18 protein-coding genes and 1 tRNA gene are annotated in these 18,357 nt (G+C 55.1%); 7 read left to right on the top strand and 12 right to left on the bottom strand.

Going from position 1 to position 18,357, the window contains the following annotated elements; translation table 11 throughout:
• Window positions 1-48: 48 nt before the first annotated feature.
• The 4 genes from topB to INF32_RS04930 are packed head-to-tail and all read right to left on the bottom strand — an operon-like array spanning window position 49 to window position 4,568.
• A complete protein-coding gene (gene topB, locus INF32_RS04945) occupies window positions 49-2,136 on the bottom strand; it encodes a type IA DNA topoisomerase (RefSeq protein WP_004291456.1) in 2,088 nt (695 codons plus the stop codon).
• A 60-nt stretch (window positions 2,137-2,196) separates the two neighbouring features.
• Window positions 2,197-3,768, bottom strand: coding sequence for a DUF3945 domain-containing protein (locus INF32_RS04940; protein ID WP_004291455.1), 1,572 nt, complete (start codon window positions 3,766-3,768; stop codon window positions 2,197-2,199).
• Between the two features lie 20 nt (window positions 3,769-3,788).
• A complete protein-coding gene (locus INF32_RS04935; RefSeq protein ID WP_004291454.1) occupies window positions 3,789-4,139 on the bottom strand; it encodes a helix-turn-helix domain-containing protein in 351 nt (116 codons plus the stop codon).
• 3 nt (window positions 4,140-4,142) lie between these two features.
• Complete coding sequence (locus INF32_RS04930; RefSeq protein ID WP_004291432.1) at window positions 4,143-4,568, bottom strand: helix-turn-helix domain-containing protein; 426 nt, start codon at window positions 4,566-4,568, stop codon at window positions 4,143-4,145.
• A gap of 138 nt (window positions 4,569-4,706) precedes the next feature.
• Between INF32_RS04930 and INF32_RS04925 the strand changes: the two genes are divergently transcribed.
• Both INF32_RS04925 and INF32_RS04920 read left to right on the top strand, forming a co-directional pair.
• The gene (locus INF32_RS04925; RefSeq protein ID WP_004291426.1) at window positions 4,707-5,006 is read left to right on the top strand and encodes a helix-turn-helix domain-containing protein; all 300 of its coding nucleotides are present in this window, start codon (window positions 4,707-4,709) and stop codon (window positions 5,004-5,006) included.
• A gap of 31 nt (window positions 5,007-5,037) precedes the next feature.
• Window positions 5,038-5,343, top strand: coding sequence for a helix-turn-helix domain-containing protein (locus tag INF32_RS04920; protein WP_004291424.1), 306 nt, complete (start codon window positions 5,038-5,040; stop codon window positions 5,341-5,343).
• A 77-nt stretch (window positions 5,344-5,420) separates the two neighbouring features.
• On the opposite strand, the gene INF32_RS04915 is transcribed toward INF32_RS04920, so the two are convergent.
• Window positions 5,421-5,783: a hypothetical protein gene (locus tag INF32_RS04915; RefSeq protein ID WP_004291423.1), complete on the bottom strand. Its 363-nt coding sequence runs from the start codon at window positions 5,781-5,783 to the stop codon at window positions 5,421-5,423.
• A gap of 11 nt (window positions 5,784-5,794) precedes the next feature.
• Window positions 5,795-7,030: a site-specific integrase gene (locus INF32_RS04910; protein WP_004291422.1), complete on the bottom strand. Its 1,236-nt coding sequence runs from the start codon at window positions 7,028-7,030 to the stop codon at window positions 5,795-5,797.
• Window positions 7,031-7,443: 413 nt separating this feature from the next.
• On the opposite strand from INF32_RS04910, the gene INF32_RS04905 reads away from it, so the two are divergent.
• Both INF32_RS04905 and INF32_RS04900 read left to right on the top strand, forming a co-directional pair.
• The gene (locus tag INF32_RS04905; RefSeq protein ID WP_226387283.1) at window positions 7,444-8,007 is read left to right on the top strand and encodes a hypothetical protein; all 564 of its coding nucleotides are present in this window, start codon (window positions 7,444-7,446) and stop codon (window positions 8,005-8,007) included.
• Between the two features lie 151 nt (window positions 8,008-8,158).
• Window positions 8,159-8,231, top strand: a tRNA-Thr gene (locus INF32_RS04900).
• A gap of 234 nt (window positions 8,232-8,465) precedes the next feature.
• On the opposite strand, the gene INF32_RS04895 is transcribed toward INF32_RS04900, so the two are convergent.
• Window positions 8,466-8,666 carry a cold-shock protein gene (locus tag INF32_RS04895; RefSeq protein ID WP_226387282.1) on the bottom strand — a complete coding sequence of 67 codons (201 nt, stop codon included), beginning with the start codon at window positions 8,664-8,666 and terminating at the stop codon, window positions 8,466-8,468.
• A gap of 115 nt (window positions 8,667-8,781) precedes the next feature.
• Between INF32_RS04895 and INF32_RS04890 the strand changes: the two genes are divergently transcribed.
• Entirely contained in the window at window positions 8,782-9,585 is an 804-nt protein-coding gene (locus INF32_RS04890; protein WP_226387281.1) for a 4Fe-4S binding protein, read from the top strand.
• The gene (locus tag INF32_RS04885) at window positions 9,575-10,753 is read left to right on the top strand and encodes a PP2C family protein-serine/threonine phosphatase (RefSeq protein ID WP_226387280.1); all 1,179 of its coding nucleotides are present in this window, start codon (window positions 9,575-9,577) and stop codon (window positions 10,751-10,753) included. The genes INF32_RS04890 and INF32_RS04885 overlap by 11 nt, the downstream gene beginning before the upstream one ends.
• On the opposite strand, the gene INF32_RS04880 is transcribed toward INF32_RS04885, so the two are convergent.
• Window positions 10,737-11,603, bottom strand: a complete 867-nt coding sequence (locus tag INF32_RS04880; protein WP_226387279.1) for a beta-1,6-N-acetylglucosaminyltransferase — start codon at window positions 11,601-11,603, stop codon at window positions 10,737-10,739. The genes INF32_RS04885 and INF32_RS04880 overlap by 17 nt on opposite strands.
• Window positions 11,604-12,242: 639 nt before the next feature.
• Between INF32_RS04880 and INF32_RS04875 the strand changes: the two genes are divergently transcribed.
• Window positions 12,243-12,797 (top strand): hypothetical protein, encoded by a 555-nt coding sequence (locus INF32_RS04875; RefSeq protein ID WP_226387278.1) that lies wholly within the window; start codon window positions 12,243-12,245, stop codon window positions 12,795-12,797.
• Between the two features lie 96 nt (window positions 12,798-12,893).
• Here the strand turns inward: INF32_RS04875 and INF32_RS04870 are convergent, their stop codons facing one another.
• The 4 genes from INF32_RS04870 to INF32_RS04855 all read right to left on the bottom strand — a co-directional run bounded on the left by INF32_RS04870 (window position 12,894) and on the right by INF32_RS04855 (window position 18,342).
• Window positions 12,894-13,997 (bottom strand): alkaline phosphatase, encoded by a 1,104-nt coding sequence (locus INF32_RS04870; RefSeq protein WP_226387277.1) that lies wholly within the window; start codon window positions 13,995-13,997, stop codon window positions 12,894-12,896.
• 19 nt (window positions 13,998-14,016) lie between these two features.
• Window positions 14,017-15,240 (bottom strand): glycoside hydrolase family 88 protein, encoded by a 1,224-nt coding sequence (locus INF32_RS04865; protein ID WP_226387276.1) that lies wholly within the window; start codon window positions 15,238-15,240, stop codon window positions 14,017-14,019.
• Window positions 15,241-15,262: 22 nt separating this feature from the next.
• Window positions 15,263-17,041: a glycoside hydrolase family 2 protein gene (locus INF32_RS04860; RefSeq protein WP_226387275.1), complete on the bottom strand. Its 1,779-nt coding sequence runs from the start codon at window positions 17,039-17,041 to the stop codon at window positions 15,263-15,265.
• Window positions 17,042-17,145: 104 nt separating this feature from the next.
• Window positions 17,146-18,342 carry a FecR family protein gene (locus tag INF32_RS04855; RefSeq protein WP_226388105.1) on the bottom strand — a complete coding sequence of 399 codons (1,197 nt, stop codon included), beginning with the start codon at window positions 18,340-18,342 and terminating at the stop codon, window positions 17,146-17,148.
• Window positions 18,343-18,357: the final 15 nt, after the last annotated feature.

Here is an 18,357-nt window from a genome sequence, read left to right as displayed (position 1 = left end):
CGGTATCGAAGAACAATTCATTACTCTGAACAAGTGGCAAAGTTAATACTATTTCTTCCGTCCTGAAAATTTCTTGTCCTTTTTAGCCTCCGGGAACACAAAAGTCGTGTTATATTCCCCGTCAAAGGCGACAACAGCATCGAAACTCTTGCCCTGTTTGCTCTTGAACCCTTTGAGCAGCTTGGTATGCCCTTCGGTGAGCAGGTCTTTGATTTCATCGTCGGACAGGGTGCGTCCCGCTTTCAGCCGGAACACGGGCAGTCCGCACTCCGTGTTGTCGCAGCGTACCACCTTGCCGTAGAACCGCATCCTGCCCGTGCCACACTTGGGACACGCGCAGCCGGAGTCACGGCTGCCGAAGAGCTTGTCGCACGAGATCAGTTCGGAGGTTATCTCACGTGTGTACGCCTCTATCTCCTTGCGGAAGGTGTCGTCGGACAGTTCCCCGCGCTCGATACGCGCCAGCTCCTTTTCCCATTCGCCCGTCATGGCAACATCGGCGATGCGCATCGTCTTGACGACGGAATTGAGGGCAAGTCCTTTTTCGGTGGGAACAAGCGACTTCTTGCAGCGTTCCATGTAACCGCGCTTGAAAAGCGTTTCGATGATGGAGGCGCGTGTGGCGGGAGTACCGATGCCACAGTCCTTCATCGCCTGCCGCAGTGCGTCGTCCTCAATTTCCTTGCCCGCCGTTTCCATTGCCGAGAGCAGGGTGGCTTCGGTATGCAGCGGCTTGGGTTTGGTCTTTCCTTCGGTAATGGACGAGCCTTTCGGTGTCAGCGTGTCGCCTTCCTGCCAGCCGGGGATGGTAATTTCCTCTTTTTCCTCGCCATAGACGGCACGCCATCCGGTTTGCTTCACGACGCTGCCTTTTACGGTAAACTCCACTCCGGCACATTCCGCCGTGACAGTGGTCACATCCTTGACGCATTTCTCAGAGAATGCCTCGACCATGCGCCCGGCAATCATCTGATAGATGGTATTGTCCTCTTTGGAGAGGAAGAGCGGTTTCTCACCCGTGACGAGCAGGGCATGGTGGTCTGTCACCTTGCCGTCGTCCACGCTGCGGCGTGTCGGGGCGGCTTTTGCCCGCACCTTGTCTTTCCATTCGGGCTGTGTGCCGATGAAAGCGAGCAGTTTGGGAATTTCGGCAAACACGTCTTCGGGGATGTAGCGGCTTCCCGTTCTCGGATAGGTTATCAACTTCTTTTCGTAGAGTTTCTGCGCGATTTCAAGCGTCTGTTCCGCCGTGAAGCCGTGCTTGGCGTTGGCTTCTTTCTGGAGCGTGGTCAGGTCGTAGAGCAAGGGAGTTTCCTCCGTCTTCTCCTTGCGCTCGGCTTTCGTGACAGTGGCGCAACCTGCCGCCTTTACCTTATTATATAGTTCCATCGCCGGTTCTTTCTCTTTCCATTTCTCGGAGGATGAGAATTTCACGACTTCGCCGTCGCAACCGTCCGTTGCGATATGGAGCTGCCAGAATGCTTCGGACGTAAAGCGGCGGTTCTCCCAGTAGCGTTCACATACCATAGCCAACGTTGGTGTCTGCACCCGCCCCACGGAATACGTGCCGTGTCCGGCGGCGATGGATAACGCCTGTGTGCCGTTGATGCCCACGAGCCAGTCGGATTCGCTCCGCGCTTTGGCGGCGAGGTAGAGGTTGTCGTATTTGCTGCCGTCTTCGAGTTTCCGCAGTCCCTCGCGGATAGCTTTGTCGGTGAGAGAGCTGATCCACAGGCGCACGAAAGGAGTGGTGCAACCCGTATAGTGGTAGAGGTAGCGGAAGATAAGCTCTCCCTCGCGTCCGGCATCGGTCGCCACGATGATATGTTCGCTTGTGTCGAACAGTCTTTTGATGACTTTTATCTGCGACACCACGCCGCTGTCGGGCTTGTAACCTTTCTCCGTCCTGACCTGACGGGGGACGAGCGTGAATGTGTCGGGAATAATCGGGAGGTTGTCACGGACAAATCCGCGCACGCCGTAGCCGTCGGGCATGGCAAGCTGAACGAGGTGTCCGAATGCCCATGTCACGGCATAACCGCCTCCCTCGAAATATCCTTCCTCTCTCTTTGTCGCGCCCACGATGCGGGCGATTTCACGTGCCACGGAGGGCTTTTCTGCAATGATTGTCTTCATGTCTTCTTCTTTTTTGTTGATACTTTGGATTTTATTTTGGATTCAGTGGCGGACACGGGATTACATTTTCATGCCCTTGCCCGTTTTCTTCTGCGGCTTCTCCTGCTGCTGTTGCTGGCGGGCGTCCTTCGGGTTGGTCTGACCTTTCTGCAACGGCTCTCTCAGATTCTTTGTAGCCTCGTTGGTCTTGCCATCGTTGTTCACCGCCACCTGCGTGCGGCTCTCGTTGGACGGAGCAACCTGCTGTGCATTGTCAGGGTTCGTGTCGTAGCGGTACGGGCGTCCCTTCTCCGGGTTGAACTTGATATACATCGTGGCATGGAAGCCCTGCTTGTCGGTCACGTTCTCCAGCTTCACGGCTTTACCCGCCACATAGTCGGCTTTCTGCTGGTCGGTGAAGCTCACGCCGCTCCATTTGCTGATGGGGCGGATGCTGCCGTCCTCGTTCGTCCACGTGTTGCGGCGTTGCTCCTTCTTGGTCTGTGCGGCATTTTCCCCGCCCTGCGCCTGACTTTTCGATGTGTCGCCTTTGGTTTCCTGTGTCTGTGCGGTACGGGGCGACTTGCCGGTTCCCGGCACGAACTCCACGCCGCGCTGCTCCACGTTCACTTGCAGGGTGGTGACGAACTTTCTGCCGTCGTTGCGCTCGATGAGCTTGTCGCGTACGGGCAGTCCGGCGCGGAGCATGTCCCGCTCCTGCGTGGTGATTTCCGTCTTGCCGATGCGCTCCGGGATGCGCACCCTGCTTGCCGGAATGTCCGTGATTTCATTCGTCTTGCGGTCGATGCTGATGTAGGAGGGGATGATCTCGCCCGTTTCCCTGTCCACAATGTCCACGACCCTACCGAGATTGCCCGTTTCGCGGAGGTTCTTCCGGTCATTGTCGGAGAATTTGTGTTCCTTGTACTCATCCAGCTTCTGCTCCTTGCGGATGAAGTGCGGCACGAGGCTGATGTTTCCCTCACCGTCCTTCTTGAAGGAGAGGCGGGCGTCCAGCTCGAATGATTCGCCGCCGAAGGTCGGTTTGACCTTTACCAAGTCGGACTTGCCATAGTTGAGCATCTTCGTAAGGTCGCCGGACTTTTCAAGGTTGTCCCGCTTTACGCCCCATCTGTCCTCCAGCTCCTGCCAGTTGATTTTACTCTCGTCGATGGGCTGGTAGCCACGTTTGCCCTGCATCTGTTCGGATTTGTCCTGTTGCTGTTCTTTCCGTTGTTCCATGTTCTCCTGTTTTTGAGGTTCTTGTTTCTCTGTCTGTTGTGCTGCCATCTCTTCCTGCACCTTCTTCTCATAGTCGGAGGTGTCCACCTTGTGAGGGGCGAGCAGCTCCTTGTTCGCTTCGGGGTCTTTCAGCAGTTGCTTCATCACCTCTAAGAGATTTTCAGCTTGGTCTGCCGCAATGCGGTAGAAACCGAAGCGGCTGGGTTCCTTGCACTGCCGGAAGAAGTTCTTGAAGAAGTTGTCCAGCACGTCGCCATGTCGGTCGAATTGCAGGAAACTCTGCGCGTTCTCCGCTTTTGCGGGGGTGCGCTTGGGTGTGCCGTCCGCGTTCAGCCCGGCTACCACGCTGATCTCGCCTGTCTTCTCGTCACGGACTACCAGCACGTCCTTTTCGTCTTTTTTCTTTGCCATCTGAAAAATGTTTTAATGGGTTATTTATGAAAGAAATTATGGATACGAGCCTTGTAGAAGGCTATATCTTCCTTTTTGAAGTCCTTGATATGGTTGGAAAGGAATGTCAGCACGTCCTCCTCGCTGTAATAGGTCTTCTTGCCCAGCGTCTTGTAGGGCAATGCGCCTACGCTGCGGTAGCGTTGGAGGGTGCGTTTGCTTATCTGGAGCAACATGCACAAATCCTGATTGTCGAAAAGGCGGATGCTTTCCGTGATAGTGGGCTGTTTCCCCTCAGCCTTCATCGCCAGCAGCAGTTCGTCCTGACGGTCGAGCCGTTCCATCAGCTTCTGCATCCAGCCCTCGAAGTTGTTTCGTGTGAGCAGTTCCATGACCTATGTCCTCCTTCCTTTTGGTTTGCCGCCCGTGCGCAGCGTGTGGTTGTGGAACAGGGTGTCTATTGTCCCTTCCTCGTTCCTTACTGTGTTGTCCTCCAATAGCCGCAGTATCTCGGAAAGGCGGTAGCGGCAGCTTCCGCGTACCACCACATACTCGATACGGTGGTCGGTGCGCATACGCTGCATGGTGCGCTTGCTCACGTTGAGCATCTTCGCCGCCTGTGCCGTGTCAAGCAGCTTGTCTTCGGTTTCCCGCTTCCGTTTCTTCTCGTCCCTTGCCTCGCGGATGTACCCTGCGATGTTCGCAATCTGCGCCATCATCTCCTTGTAGGCGGAACTTTCCATTGTTATCACTTTCATGTTCAGTCCTTTCTTTTTGTTTCTGCGACAAAATTCGGCAATAAACAAAAGGGGCTTTAACAACTCACTACGTGACTCACGTAAGATTTTTGCGGAAGATGGCTCCGTAACCCGGTCAAACGGCGCAACAGGCAGCCTTTCAGCGGAAAACGATACGTCTTGTATGCCGTTTCGTTACCTTTGCGGCAAACTCTAAATGACATGAATATGGAAATAGTATCTATCGAGAAAAAGACTTTCGAGATGATGGTGGCGGCATTCGGCGCACTCTCGGAGAAGGTCGCCGCCCTGAGGCGCAAAAGCGACACGGGGCGCATGGAAAGATGGCTCACGGGCGAGGAGGTCTGCGGGCAGTTGAGAATAAGCCCGCGCACGTTGCAGACGCTGCGTGACAGGCGGCTTATCGGCTACTCGCAGATAAACCGCAGGTTCTATTACAAGCCAGAGGAGGTGAAGCGGCTGATACCGCTTGTCGGCACGCTCTATCCGCACGGCAGATGATTTGATTTATTCACCCACTGAATCCGAAGTTATGATGAACGAGAACAACGATGTTTTTACGATGGAAGACGAGCCGATAGCCTCTGTGGTGCAGGATATGCGCAAAGGCTCGAAATGGCTGTCCGCATTTCTGGAAAGCTACCGTCCTCCGCTGGACGGGGAACGTTACCTGACGGACGGCGAGGTGTCGGAACTGCTCCGTGTGAGCCGGCGCACCTTGCAGGAATACCGCAACAACCGCGTGTTGCCCTTCATACTTTTGGGAGGGAAGGTGCTTTACCCGGAAACGGGGCTGCGCGGGGTACTGGAAGCGAACTACCGCAAGCCGCTGGAGTGAGGCGGTTTCATGAAAAAGTAAACGGGTGACACCTTTTGTGGTGCTACCCGTTTACTTGTCTTATGGGGTATGTGCAATCAGCAATACCCGGCTTTTCCGTTCTGTATGAACATCACGTATGTCTGCCGTTTCTCTTGTGAGAGTGCCTTTCCCACCAGCCATGTGCGGAACAGGTGGGTGTTGTAGGTATTCACCCTGAAAGCGACCGGGATGATGATTTCAAGGGCGTACACGTCCGCGTGCAGCCCGTTTTCAAGCTGCATGTAGCGGCACACCTCGTAGTCGTTCAGCACGTCCGACTTGCGGACGGCTCTGATGGCGGCGTTCACTGCCGGGACGGTCGTATGGAACAATCCGGCTATTTCGGTGGCGGTCATCCACACGTCGTTACCGGTTACGCTGACTGCCTTGTCCTCGATGATGATTGTGTCACGTTTCATGGCTTTTCTTTTTAGATGGTGCAACCTGCAAATTCCTCGACGCCGTTCAATCTTGCGGCAAGGTTCTCCATGTCCTGATTGAGCTTCTCTTTGGTTATCTTTGCGTAAATCTGCGTCGTCTTTATGCTCTTGTGTCCGAGCATGGAGCTGACCGTTTCGATGGGAACACCGTTGGAGAGGAATATCGTCGTGGCTGCCGTGTGGCGGCTCTGATGCCACGTGATATGCTTGGTGATGCCGCAACGCTTGGCGACGGCACGGATACCGGCAAGGCACGTGTTATAATGCGGAACGGGAAATATCCTGCCGTCCCCGCACAGTCCCCGGTATTTGCCGATTATGCGGTTGGCGATGTCGAGCAGGCGGATGTTGGACACCACGCCCGTTTTCTGGCGGTTGATGTTTATCCACTCGTGTTCGTCGAAGTAGGTGCGGATATTCTCTTCCGTAAGGTTGCGCATATCCGCGAACGACAGCCCCGTGAAGGCGCAGAACAGGTAGAGGTCGCGGTACAATTCCTGTTTGGCGTTTTTCAGTTTCCCCTCCATCAGCAGGCGGATCTCATCTTTGGTCAGGAAACTGCGTGTTGTTTCCTCCTTCTTGATTTCATACTCGCGGAACGGGTCGCGCGTCAGCCACTCGTTGTTGATGGCGATGAATACCATCGTCCGTAACGGGCAGACGTACAGCCACACGGTATTGGTGCAGCAGTGCTTGTCCGTGCGCAGGAACATCTCGAAGTCGGAAATGAAAGCCGGGGTAAGCTCTTTTAGGGCGATGTCCTTCACATGGTAGCGGATGTCGAGGAACTCTTGCATGTGCTTGTAAACGGTGCGGTACTTCAGCAGCGTGCCTTTGGCTTTCATGCCTGCCTCCACCTGCTTCTCGTAGTCCTCGTTGTGCTGGCGGAACACCTGCATCAGCGTGTGGTAGCGGTGTTCCAGTCCGAGAAAGGCGTTCTTCACCTTCTCCGCCGTGACGAAGTTGTCACGCTCCATGATTTCCTGATAATGCCTGTTGATGCGTACCCGCATCTTGTCAAGCATACGGTTCGTTTCGAGTGCCGCCGTGCTTCTGCCCGTGACACGTCCACCTTTGGTGTCCCACAGTTTCGGATCGACAGTCAGTTTGCAGCTGAACTGTGTCTGGCTGCCGTCCACCGTGATGCGTCCCATGACGGGAACTGTCCCGTCCTTTTTCACTACCTGACGCTTGAGGTAGTAGATTACTGAAAATGTACTCTTCATTGTCCTTAATTTTTGGGTTTCAAAATTAGTTGGTGAAGAGTCCGGTGTTGGTACGCAAAACGGGGAGGAACGGCGCAATCTTTTTCCGTAACCTGATTTTTCGCATGAGTTATGGATAACTCACTATTCCTTAGAGCCTTGTTTCGCTATTCGTACCCGTTTGTCGCATTTTCGGGCATGGTTACGAACAAGTAACGTAGCGGCGTCAGGATTTGGCTTCGGCAGGGATTGTAATGGCTTCACGGATTATCGCCACTTCAACCAAAACCCTTGTAACTCAATTCTATCACTATATCTTTCCGCATTTCACTTTTTTGTAGTAACTTTGCTCAACAAAGATACGAAAACTTCCGCTCGTGGTACGTTCCTTGCAGAGGTCCGGGCAAAAGATGTTCAATTAAAAACAGTTTGTTATGGTGAGGAAAATTCTACTGTTGGGCCTGCTGGCCGGGATCGTTGCCTCCTGTTCGCAGGAACGCCGCTGGAGCGACGAACAGCGCCGTGAGATGCGCAAGGAACTGCGTCAGTTCCGTGACCGCAATTATCTGAAGAATATGGACGATCCGGCTTTCGACCGCTTCAGCGAGGTGGTCGTGGGCGAAGTGGAGGAGGATTACCCGGATTATCAGGCGTTCGTGGCGATGCCCGCCGTGCAGGATACGGTGACCTGGGTGGTGGTTTCAGTGATTACGGACGACCTGGCAGCCAACTACCGGAACATGCGGTACATGTTTCCCTACCGGGAACTGGTGGCGCAAAGCATCCTGCCCGACGGGTTGACCGAAGCGCAGCAGGATGTCTTCTACTCGTGCATGGCCAAGAAGATCAACCGTGCCTACGGTTCGCTGGACGAGTTCGTGCTGAATGCCATCGTGGCCGATTCGACGGTGACTTCGCAGCAGATTGCCGCTTTCCAGCAACAGTGTGCGGCCGATACCGGATTGCAGGTAGCCGCGGAGCTGCCCCTCGTGGAGTAGGACCGCATTCTACTTGCCGAACGAAGAACCCCTTCGGAACGCTTTCTGAAGGGGTTTTTCATGTCCGCAGAAAGAAATGATGCGCTTTTTTACGTGATTTTTTTGCGAAATAAATTTAAATTACGATATTTGCACTCGCTTAGAGAGCAATGCCGCAATGGCTCAGTTGGTAGAGCATTTCATTCGTAATGAAAGGGTCCCCGGTTCAAGTCCGGGTTGCGGCTCACCTGAGAATCAGGCTCTGAGTAAAGGATAGGCTTACCGAAAGGTAAGCCTATTTCGTTTCATGCCGCACCATTGCCGCGGAATATCCGATTAATCCTATAAGGCGTTTTCAAAACGGGGATCTGGAATCCGGACGGTGCCGGCAGGAAAAAAGGAAAAAGCAAAAAGGAGGAACCGAAACCCCTCCCTTTTGCTTTTAATAGAGAAACTCAGTATATTGGATTATACCAAAATTATCCTATTACGTTTACGTTGACGGCCTGTTCCCCCTTCTTGCCTTCGCTGACCTCGAACTCGACGTTCTGGCCCTCTTCCAGACCGCGGAAACCTTCTTTGTTGATGCCCGTGTAGTGAACGAAGATGTCACTTCCGGCTTCGGTTGTGATAAAGCCATAACCTTTGGCAGAATCAAACCACTTTACTGAACCTTTCATAGAAATTTGAATTAAAAAATTGGTATCAGCAAAGAAAAGCAAAAGTTTTTGTAAAACAATACGAAATGGAAAATATTTTCTATTTTTATCGCTCATTTTCCTAATCAGGCATCGGATGAAGTTTTTTTATATAAACAACCGTTTGTGTACCGACTGCGGCCGCTGTTCCGATTCGTGTCCTACGGGAGCGGTCTACGTGGCGGGCGAGGCGAGGTACATAAATTATGACAAATGCACCTCCTGCGGTAGTTGTATCCGTGTGTGCAGTGCCGGGGCCGTCACCGTGGAGACGGTCGAGCGTATGGCCCGGGAGATCGAGAATACGGAGTTGTACAAGGCCCGCATCCAGCGGTTGGAAAACGAGCTGACCGCCCTTAAACAGCACGTCCGTTCGCTCGAGGAGGTGCTGCGGCGGGTGATTGCCCGTCTGCCGGTAGCCGCTTTCGTGGCGGACAAGGAGGAGCGGATCGTGGCGGCCAATGCTGCGTTGTGCGAACTGGCTGCCGAAGCACTCCCCGGAACGGGGGAGAGACGGGAAACCTTGGTCGGAAGTTCGCTGAAGGAGGTTTTTCCGGACGAAGTGGTGCGCCTGCTGAAGACGGCGGCAGGGGACGGGGGGGAGCCGGGGTATGCGGCCAGGATCGGGAAACGGGAGCTGTCGTTCAGTTACACCTCCCTGGGACAGGGTGCCTGGCTGGGTATCCTGCGTGATTTGCGCGATCCGGTCGTACTGGGCGAAGAGGTCGTACAGCGTTTGCGCGGAACGATCGACCGGCAGTTGTCCGTGGTGCAGAAGATCGGTTTCCTGCTGGGCGAAGAGGTGTCCGCGGTGGTGAACGACCTTTCGGCGGTGATCCGTGCTCTCGAGGCGGCGGACCTTCCTGTGACGGACGAGAAAGAAGGCTGCGATGGAAAATAGTTTCTTCGTGGAGGTGGCCTGCCGGCAGATCGACTGTGCGGGTGAGCGTATATGCGGCGACAGTTTCCTGTGCCGGCGGGTGTCGGGCGGTGCGCGGACGATCGTGGTGCTCTCGGACGGCATGGGGCACGGAGTGAAGGCCAATATCCTTTCGACGCTGACTTCGACCATGCTGGCGGGATTCGTATCCCGGTACGAAGACATTACGCGGATCGCGGAATTGATTCTGAAGACGCTGCCCGTGTGCAGCGTGCGTAAGATCAGTTATTCCACGTTCACGATGCTCGACATAGACAATCGTACGGGTGAGGTGCAGGCCGTGGAGTACGACAATCCCCGGATGATGCTGCTACGGGACGACGGGCCGGTGGCGCTCGAGGGAGAGGAGATCGTCTTCCGTAACGGGGAGGGACGCACGCAGAAATTCCTGCGCAGCCGGTTCACGGCCCGGCGGGGCGACCGGTTGGTGCTCGTGAGCGACGGGGTCACCCAGAGCGGTCAGCGGGCCGGGCGGTACCGGTTCGGGTGGGGAGCGGACAATCTCTGCCAGACCGTCTGCTACCTGACCGTTTTCAACCGCGATATCACGTCGGCCGACCTGGCGGCCCAGATTCTTTCGAAGGCGAGTCTGAACGACGACGGCCGGCCGAGCGACGACATGAGTGCCGTGGTGATCCATTTTCGGGAACCGCGCCGGTTGTTGATGGCCTCCTGCCCTCCGGCCTTTCCTGAGGAGTATCCGGCATTGGCGACGTTGGTGTCGGAGTTCCGGGGAACGAAGGCCGTGTGCGGTTATCCCGTGGCCGAGGTGCTCGCCGCCCAGCTCGGGCTGCCTGTGGAACGGGACGAATTTTCGTCCGATCCGTCGGTTCCCCCCGTGTGGAGGATTCCTTCGTTCGAACTGGTGACCGAGGGGATCGTGACGTTGAACCGCATGTTGGAGCTGTTGGAGCGGCCGGGAACTCTTTCCGAGGGGAATGATGCGGTGCACCGCTTTTGCCGTCTGTTGCTGCGGCATGACGAAATCACCTTCCTGATCGGTACCAAACGGAACGTGAATGCGGGCGGTCTGCCCGACGAATTCGAACTGCGGCGCAACATGCTCCGGCGGCTGGCGGCACTGATGGAATCCCGCTACGGGAAGCAGGTATTCATTCGGTACGTGTAGCCTCTTCCGACAGCAGGGCGAGGCGTCTGTCCAGACGGTCGAGAATACGGCTGTCCTGCTCGGCATCGAACTTTCGGGCGAACCAGCATCCGGAAGCCGCGAGACGGTCGTAATCCGCTTCGGTCAGTGTGCGCGGGTTGGGCCGGCCGTCCGACCAGTCCACATACCGGAAGTTATCGGGAATGACGCTCGCGGCGAAAGGCGAATCGAGTACGATGCTCTGGAAAAAGAACTCGTCCGGACAGTGGGCCCGGCGGAAAAAGCGCACTACCCGGGGATGGGTGCGGGCGTACCGGGTGATGTATTCGGCGCAGGAGCCGCTCAACGTCCACCACGAAGAGCCTTTGTAGGCGGCGGGCAGCGGAAATTTCCGACGGCCCGGTGAGACCAGACGCAGCAGACGGTTGACGCCCCGGGTGAGCGTTCTGTTTCCGAAATGCACGTGCGGATAGCGGTAGCGGTCACAGGCGGGGGTGCCCTCTTCCACCCGGGTGCGGCACATGAACTGGGCACCCGGATGACGGGCGAGTTCTTCGGCGATCCGGGCCGGAGGCAGGAGCGGATAGTCCTGGCCGCTGATGAACAGGATGAAATCGTAGAGGGGGGATTCCTTCAGTATCTCTTCCAGTCCGTATAAGGTAGCTTCCACTTGGGAAAAGGCTCCCCAGCGGACGTCGATACGCCGACGGATGAAGCGTACGCCGGAAGGGACGGCCAGTCGGAACGGTGCGATCTCCGTCTTCCGGTCGACGCCGATGTAGAGGTCGAATACCGGATGGCTGAGCGCCCGGCAGAGGCGGGCCACCTGTTCCGGTCCGCGGTGGGCCTGTATGAGCACGGCACATTTCATGGAATCAAAGGTAGGAAAAATATCGTTACTCCTTCGGGGAATGGCAAAAAGGCGTCGAAGTCTTGCACGGAAAGACATTATTTCGTATGTTTACAAATAGATAGTTTTTGCTGATAATGCGGTGAGTATGATTTTGTGTGATTGTTTTTATCGCGTTTTTTACATTTGTGGGCTGAGGGGTCTTCTCTCTTGATATCCATGCGCGTGATATTAGTCATGAGAATAAAAATACTGTTATTGCTGAGTATGGGACTCGTACATTTCGCGGCAGGAGTGTATGCCAGAGAGCCGGTTTTGAATACGAGTGAAGTGGTACGTGTTTGTTTACAAACGCTTTCACAGGGTAATAAGATTTATGTCGTTGACAATGCATATGTGAAAGATGTTGCATTCGATAGTTTGTGTGTTATTGATTCCTTGTCTGTAAATTGGAATGAATTCGTTTTTATCATTCGGAATGTTTGTTTTTTAAGTCGAAGGAAAGCTGTAATAAATATTCAGTCTTATGCCCCTCCGTCCAAGAAAGGGTATATTAGTATTAGTTATCATTTTAAACGAGTAAAAAATCGTTGGTCCATTGATTTAGACAACAAAAAGAACAGTATTGCAATCTATTGACATGATCGAAGACGATATTCCATGAAAACGTTATTTGCAATTTGCATGTCTATTATGGCGGGCCTTGCAGTCGCTCAAACCGACTATTATACAGGCAGGCAAACGTTCGCAGTGAACGGACAAACTTATCGCATTATAAATAAGGATTATATTTTGCTGATCTACAACAGCAAAAATACGAGGGATGTGTTTGTCCCCGTATTGGATTCACAGGGAAATCCGATGAATCCCAATGCCTTCCAGGCCTATTACCTGGTTTGGCCCGTCAAGGACGGAAGTGTGGAAAGGGCTTTTCGGGAGACATTTACGGAAGCGGAGATCAATGACTTTAAATCGTCGGAGGAAAAAATTAGGATATATTATACAGTAAATCCCTCCGGGAAAGCATACGAGGTGACAATCAGGATGCTGAAACATCCCAAATTACTTGCGATCAAACCGGAAAAGTTATATCTCCTGGAACAAAAACTAAAACAGTACGTAACCTTTACGATCCGGGAGGAGAACAGACAAAGTCCTTTTTTGCGTTCGATGACATTCATGGAATTTAAAGATTTAGCCATAGATACGCAGTGAATTACCTGAGAGACAAAAGGGCTGACTAACTCATGCGTTAGTCAGCCCTTGATTTTAGCGGCCCTTCGGTACGCGGGCCCGTTCGTCGGAATGAGGTTATTTTCTGAGTCGGAGCAGTTGCTCCATGATTTGCGGGATCTCCGTATTTTCGAGTACGCGGCTGAAATGCATGGCTCCTGTTCCGTAAGCATACACGGGGACGTAGGTCGCCGTGTGACTTTTGGTGGAGAAAGTGTATTTCACACCTTGGTCCGGCAGGGTGAAGTCGGGCTTGCCGGAGGGAAGGGTCACACCGCCCGTTTCATGGTCGGCGGTCACCACCACCAGCGTTCCTGGATGCCGGTCGGCATAGTCGTAAGCTACTTTCACGGCGTTGTCGAAGTCTGTGGTCTCGTCGATGATCGTCCGGATGTCGTTCCCGTGACCGCCTTTGTCGATCTGGGAGCCTTCGACCATGATGAAAAAACCTTTCGGAGAGTTCCTTCCGAGGATTTCCAGTGCTTTGGCCGTCGCCTGGGGCAGGTAGTCGCCACGCCCCTGTGCCATGGTGGGTACGGAGGTGTCGTAAAGCAGTCCGCCCAGTTTGCCTCTTTCGAAAGCCTTCACTTCATCCATCGTGTAGGCGATCGTGTAACCTTTTTCCTGCAGTTCTCTGGTCAGGTCCCGCCCGTCCTCACGTCGGGTGAACATCTTCCTGCCGCCGCCGATGAAAAGGTCTATGTCCGTCTTCAGATAGTCTGCGGCGATCTCTTCCTCCATTTTGCGGCTGGGCTGATGGGCGATGAAGGCGGCCGGTGTGGCATTGGTGACCGAATGGGTCGCCACGAGCCCCGTGGCCAATCCGTTCTCCTCCGCCTTTTCGAGGATCGACTTCAGCGGTTTTTTGTCGGGATCGACGCCGATATGACCGTTGTTGGTCTTGTGCCCGGTGGCGAGTGCCGTGCCTGCGGCGGCCGAATCGGTCACCCGGTTGTTGGCCGAATAGGTACGGGCCAGCCCTACGTAGTGGGCCCGTTCGATCTGGAGCGGTACGCAACCCCGGTTGATGGCTGTTGCGGTGATATCGGCCAGTCCCATGCCGTCGCCGATCATGAAGATCACATTTTTTACCCGGGGTTCGGCCGGTTTACGGGCTTCGGTCCGCTGGCCCGTGACGGACGCCAGCAGAACGAGCAGCAGAAATTTGCAAATCGTTTTCATCGCAGGATTCGATGATGGGTTAGTCGTTTATTTCGCATTTCCGTTTCCGGAGAAGTGCTTCGAGAAAGTAATAGTCCGCATAGTTGAGCGGAGTGTCTATTTCCGATCCTCCGGGCAGGTTTCCGACGCTGTGCAGCAGGAGGAATCCGTGGTTGGAACCTTGCGGGGCAAGGTAGGAGGCGGAAAGGTTGTCGATGATACGGTCTGCCCATGCTTTGTAGCGCGGTCCCTGTTCCGTCGCCAGGGTGGAAAGTTCGTACAGGGCCGAGGCCATGATCGTGGCGGCCGACACGTCGCGTGGTGCGTCGGGAATGTCCGGGGCGTCGAAATCCCAATAGGGAATCATGTCCTCGGGCATGTTGGGGAAGGTGTAGATGCGACCGGCGATCTTTTCCGCCTGTTCCAGGTAGCGGGGATCACCCGTTTCCCGGTACATGGCCGTGTATCCGTAAAGTCCCCATGCCTGTCCCCGAGCCCAGGAGGAGGCATCGGCGTAACCCTGGTGGGTGTTGCGGTGGAGAACCTTGCCGCTGAGGGAGTCGTAGTCGATCACGTGGTAGGAGCTGTAATCTGGACGGTAATGGTTCTTCATGGTGGTGTCGGCATGGGAGACGGCAATACGGTAGAAGGTGCTGTCGCCCGTGATCCGTGTGGCGTTCATCAGCAGTTCAAGGTTCATCATGTTGTCGATGATGACGGGAAACTGCCATCCTTTACGGGGATTCCACGAGAGAATACAGCCTACGTTCGGGTTGAAACGGGTCGAGAGCGTACGGGCCGCCTGCACGATCACATTCTTGTAGGCGGGATTTCCCGTCAGGCGGTATCCGTTGCCGTAACTGTCGTTGATGATGAAGCCGATGTCGTGGGTATTTCGGTTGAACTGTTCGCGTTGGAGCAAGTCAGTGAATCGTTCGGCCTGTTTTTTCCAGAGCGTGTCTCCCGTATATTCGTACATATACCAGAGCGATCCGGGGAAAAATCCGCTGGTCCAGTCTTTCGACGGGATCAGGAAGAGCGAACCGTCCTTGCGGATACTGCGGGGAAAGACTCGGGGATAGTCGCCCTGGGCGGTCACGAGCGAATCGGGACGGGCGGCGGTGATACTGTCTGCGGTGCGGATTGCCAGCCGGAGCTGAGGAGCGGCCGAGTCGAAGTTCTGTCGGACGATGTCCGCTTTTTTCTCTCCGCAGCAGGAACCGAGAAGAAGGGCGAGGCACAGGGCCGGAATGCTGTTTTTCATGCGTTTTTTTGTTTATTGGGTTTTATGGAATCGAATCGTAATACGCTTTCAGTACGTACCATGCCATTTTGCGGTGTCCCTTGTCGGAGATGAGCCCTTTTCGGTTCCACTCCTCCTGATACTTGCCGTTCATGCGGTAGGGGGAGCGGAAATCGAACAGTACCCAGGGGGTGGTACCGGCCAGATTAGGAATGTTGGGCAGCATGGCGATATTGTCCCGATAGTTGTGGGCCTGGTACTCTTCGTTCCACTGGGTGGGGTCGTTCGGATCGCCGTGTTTTCCGTAAAGGGCTTCCGATCCGAATTCGGAGAAGATCACCGGTTTGGCGAACCGGACGTTCCAGACGAAGTCCTTCGGTTCGCACCGCCACGGGATATACCAGCCGTAATATTTGTTGATGCCGATCACATCGACCAGTCCGGCTACCGGATCGTCCACGGTAAGCGAGGTGGGGGTATCGGTCGTGTGTGAGAAAGCTGTGGTTATCAGGCGCGAGGGATCGAGCGTGCGGCAGTGGCGGATCATCTCTTCCAGTACTCGGTTGCGGTCGGGGCCGGGGGCTGTCTCGTTCGATACGCTCCACATGATGACTGCACAGCGGTTTTTGTCTCTGGCGATCATCTCCGTGACCATGCGGTTGGCCTTGGGCAGTGTGCCCGGGTCGGAAAAGGCGATCTTCTGCCACAAAGGAACCTCCTCCCAAAGCATGATTCCCATTCGTTCGGCCATCCGTACCATCTCTTCGCTGGCGGGATAGTGGGTCAGACGCAAGAAATTGCATCCAAGTGCCTTCACCTCGCCCAGCAGCATTCGGGCATCGGCTTCGGAGAAGGCCCGGCCCATCCGCTGGGGAATCTCGTCGTGGCAGTTGATCCCTTTGAGGAAAATCTGTTTCCCGTTGAGCAGGATTTTACCGTCTTCTGTGGTGACGGTACGGAAACCGATCTGTTCGCGGATCGTGTCGTAGGGACTGCGAATCTCCACTGTATAGAGTTTCGGGTTTTCGGGCGACCAAAGTGTGAGGCGGACAGGGGCGGACAGTTCCGCCTCTCCGTTTTTCCCTGTATGGAGTGTGGCGGAGAATCCCGCTTCCGGAATGGAAAGGTTCACCTTTTCGTCCGGAGCGGCTCCCTGGATTTTGACGTGGGCGTACAGCCTGTCGGGAATGTTCCGGTCGAGCCGTACCGTATAATCTTCGATGAATTTGCGCGGGGTTTCGATCAGAAAGACGCTGCGGGTGATGCCTCCGTAGTTCCACCAGTCGTATTTGAGGGCCGGGATCGTCAGAGAGCTGCGGCGGTTATCTACGCCGACCACGATGAAATTGCGTCCGGGACGTACCTTGTCGCTGATTTCGAACTGGAACGGCGTGAATCCTCCTTCGTGCGAACCGAGTTTTTCCCCGTTTAGGTAGACATCGGTCCGGTAGTTAGAAGCTCCGAAATAGAGGAACAGTCGTTTGTCGGGCGAGGGCGTGCAGTCGAAATCCCGTTTGTACCATACGGTACTTTCGTAATATTTCAGTTCTGGGCGCTGGGAGTTCCAGTCGCCCGGCACGTCGAGCCGGATGCCGGCATCGAAACAGTATTCCACGAAACGGCCTTTCTCTTCGGCCGTCTGGTTTTTGTAAACTTCCATCTGTTCTCCGCAGGAGAACATGTCTACGATGGCTTCCCAGCGTCCGTCGAGCGGCCGGGCGTTCCGTCCCTCCACGTTGGTCATGAACGGCTGCGGAAGCGACGGCAGGTGCAGGATCAGCGTAAGGCATGCGACTAGGCAGGCGGTACCTGTTTTTTTCATCTCTTAAAGCATTTAAAGGTTCATGTTCGTACGCTCGCATAGAGCGCACTTTATGGATATGACGTTTTTTTGCCGTTACGGTCTAAATTCAGGAGAAAGTCGGGTCAGCCCGCCGCGTTTTCGAAAGCCTTGCGTCGGGAGGAGTCGACCGATACGGTGATTTTTCCCCGGTCGATCGTATAGCGGATCGGTGTGGCATGGCGCAGCAGCTGCATGATCTCTTCGATGGTCTCGTTTTCGAACGACCCGGAAAACCTGTACTCTCCGGCTTCCGGTTGGCGGAAACGGATCGAGACGTTGTAGCGGCGCCCGAGTTTCTCGGCCAGGGAGGCCAGCGTTTCGTGTTCGACGATCCAGCGCGGGTCTTTCCACGAGGTATAGAGCTGGGTTTTCACGTTCGACATGCGGACGGCCGGAATGTCCCTCGTCCGTACCTGTTCGGCGAGCGCCGATTCCTCTGGATTGAACACTTCGCTGCGGAGGACGGTGTCGCATTCGTTGTAATACATGAAAGTTTGCCGGGGTTTCAGTTCGATGGAGAAGGGATCGCTCCGGCGGGAGAGACCCCGGACATGCACGGCACCCGTTTCCAACGTGGTGGTCACGAAACGTTCCTCGGGATACGCTTTTACGTTGAATGTCGTGCCTGTGGCGACGATGGAAAGATTCCCTGCGTGTACGACGAATGGTTTCCCCGGATCGGTGCATACCTGGAAAAACGCTTCTCCGACCAGGGTGACGGGACGTTCCGTGCGGCCGTAGTCGGTCGTATAGGTGAGAGAACTGCCTGCGTTGAGGCGGACGACGGTGCCGTCGGGCAGCGTAGCCGATGCCAGCGATCCCCGGCTGGCTGTGAAAAGCATCGTATCGGGAATCGGAATTTCGGCTGAGGGAATGGCGGCCTGACGGGGAGGGAGGACCTGGCGGTAGAGCAGGGCTCCGCATCCCATCGCCGCGATGAACAGGACAGCCGCTGCTACACCTTTCAGCACGATATTCCGGAGTGTTGCGGACCGCGGTCCCCGGTGGTCCGTACGGCCGGAGCGTGAACCCGACGTGGCGGGGGGATTTTCCTCGCGGGCAATCGTTTTCCTTAGCCGGGACAGTTCTTCGGCCGGGTCGGGGAAGCCTTCGCAGGAAGCGGTCGCAGAGACCATCCACAGATCGCGCAGAGCCTCGAACCGGATACGGTTTTCTTCGTTTTCCCGTTTCCAGGCCAGAAGGAAACGATTCTCTTCCGGAGAGGTCTCTCCCCGGAAGAAACGGAACAGGAGATCGTCTATGTCGAATTCGCTCTGCATGAGTACCACAAAGGT

Origin of the sequence: Gallalistipes aquisgranensis, assembly GCF_014982715.1 — a bacterium.
GTDB classification, from domain to species: Bacteria; Bacteroidota; Bacteroidia; order Bacteroidales; family Rikenellaceae; genus Gallalistipes; species Gallalistipes aquisgranensis.
This window is presented reverse-complemented; position numbering and strand designations above follow the sequence as displayed.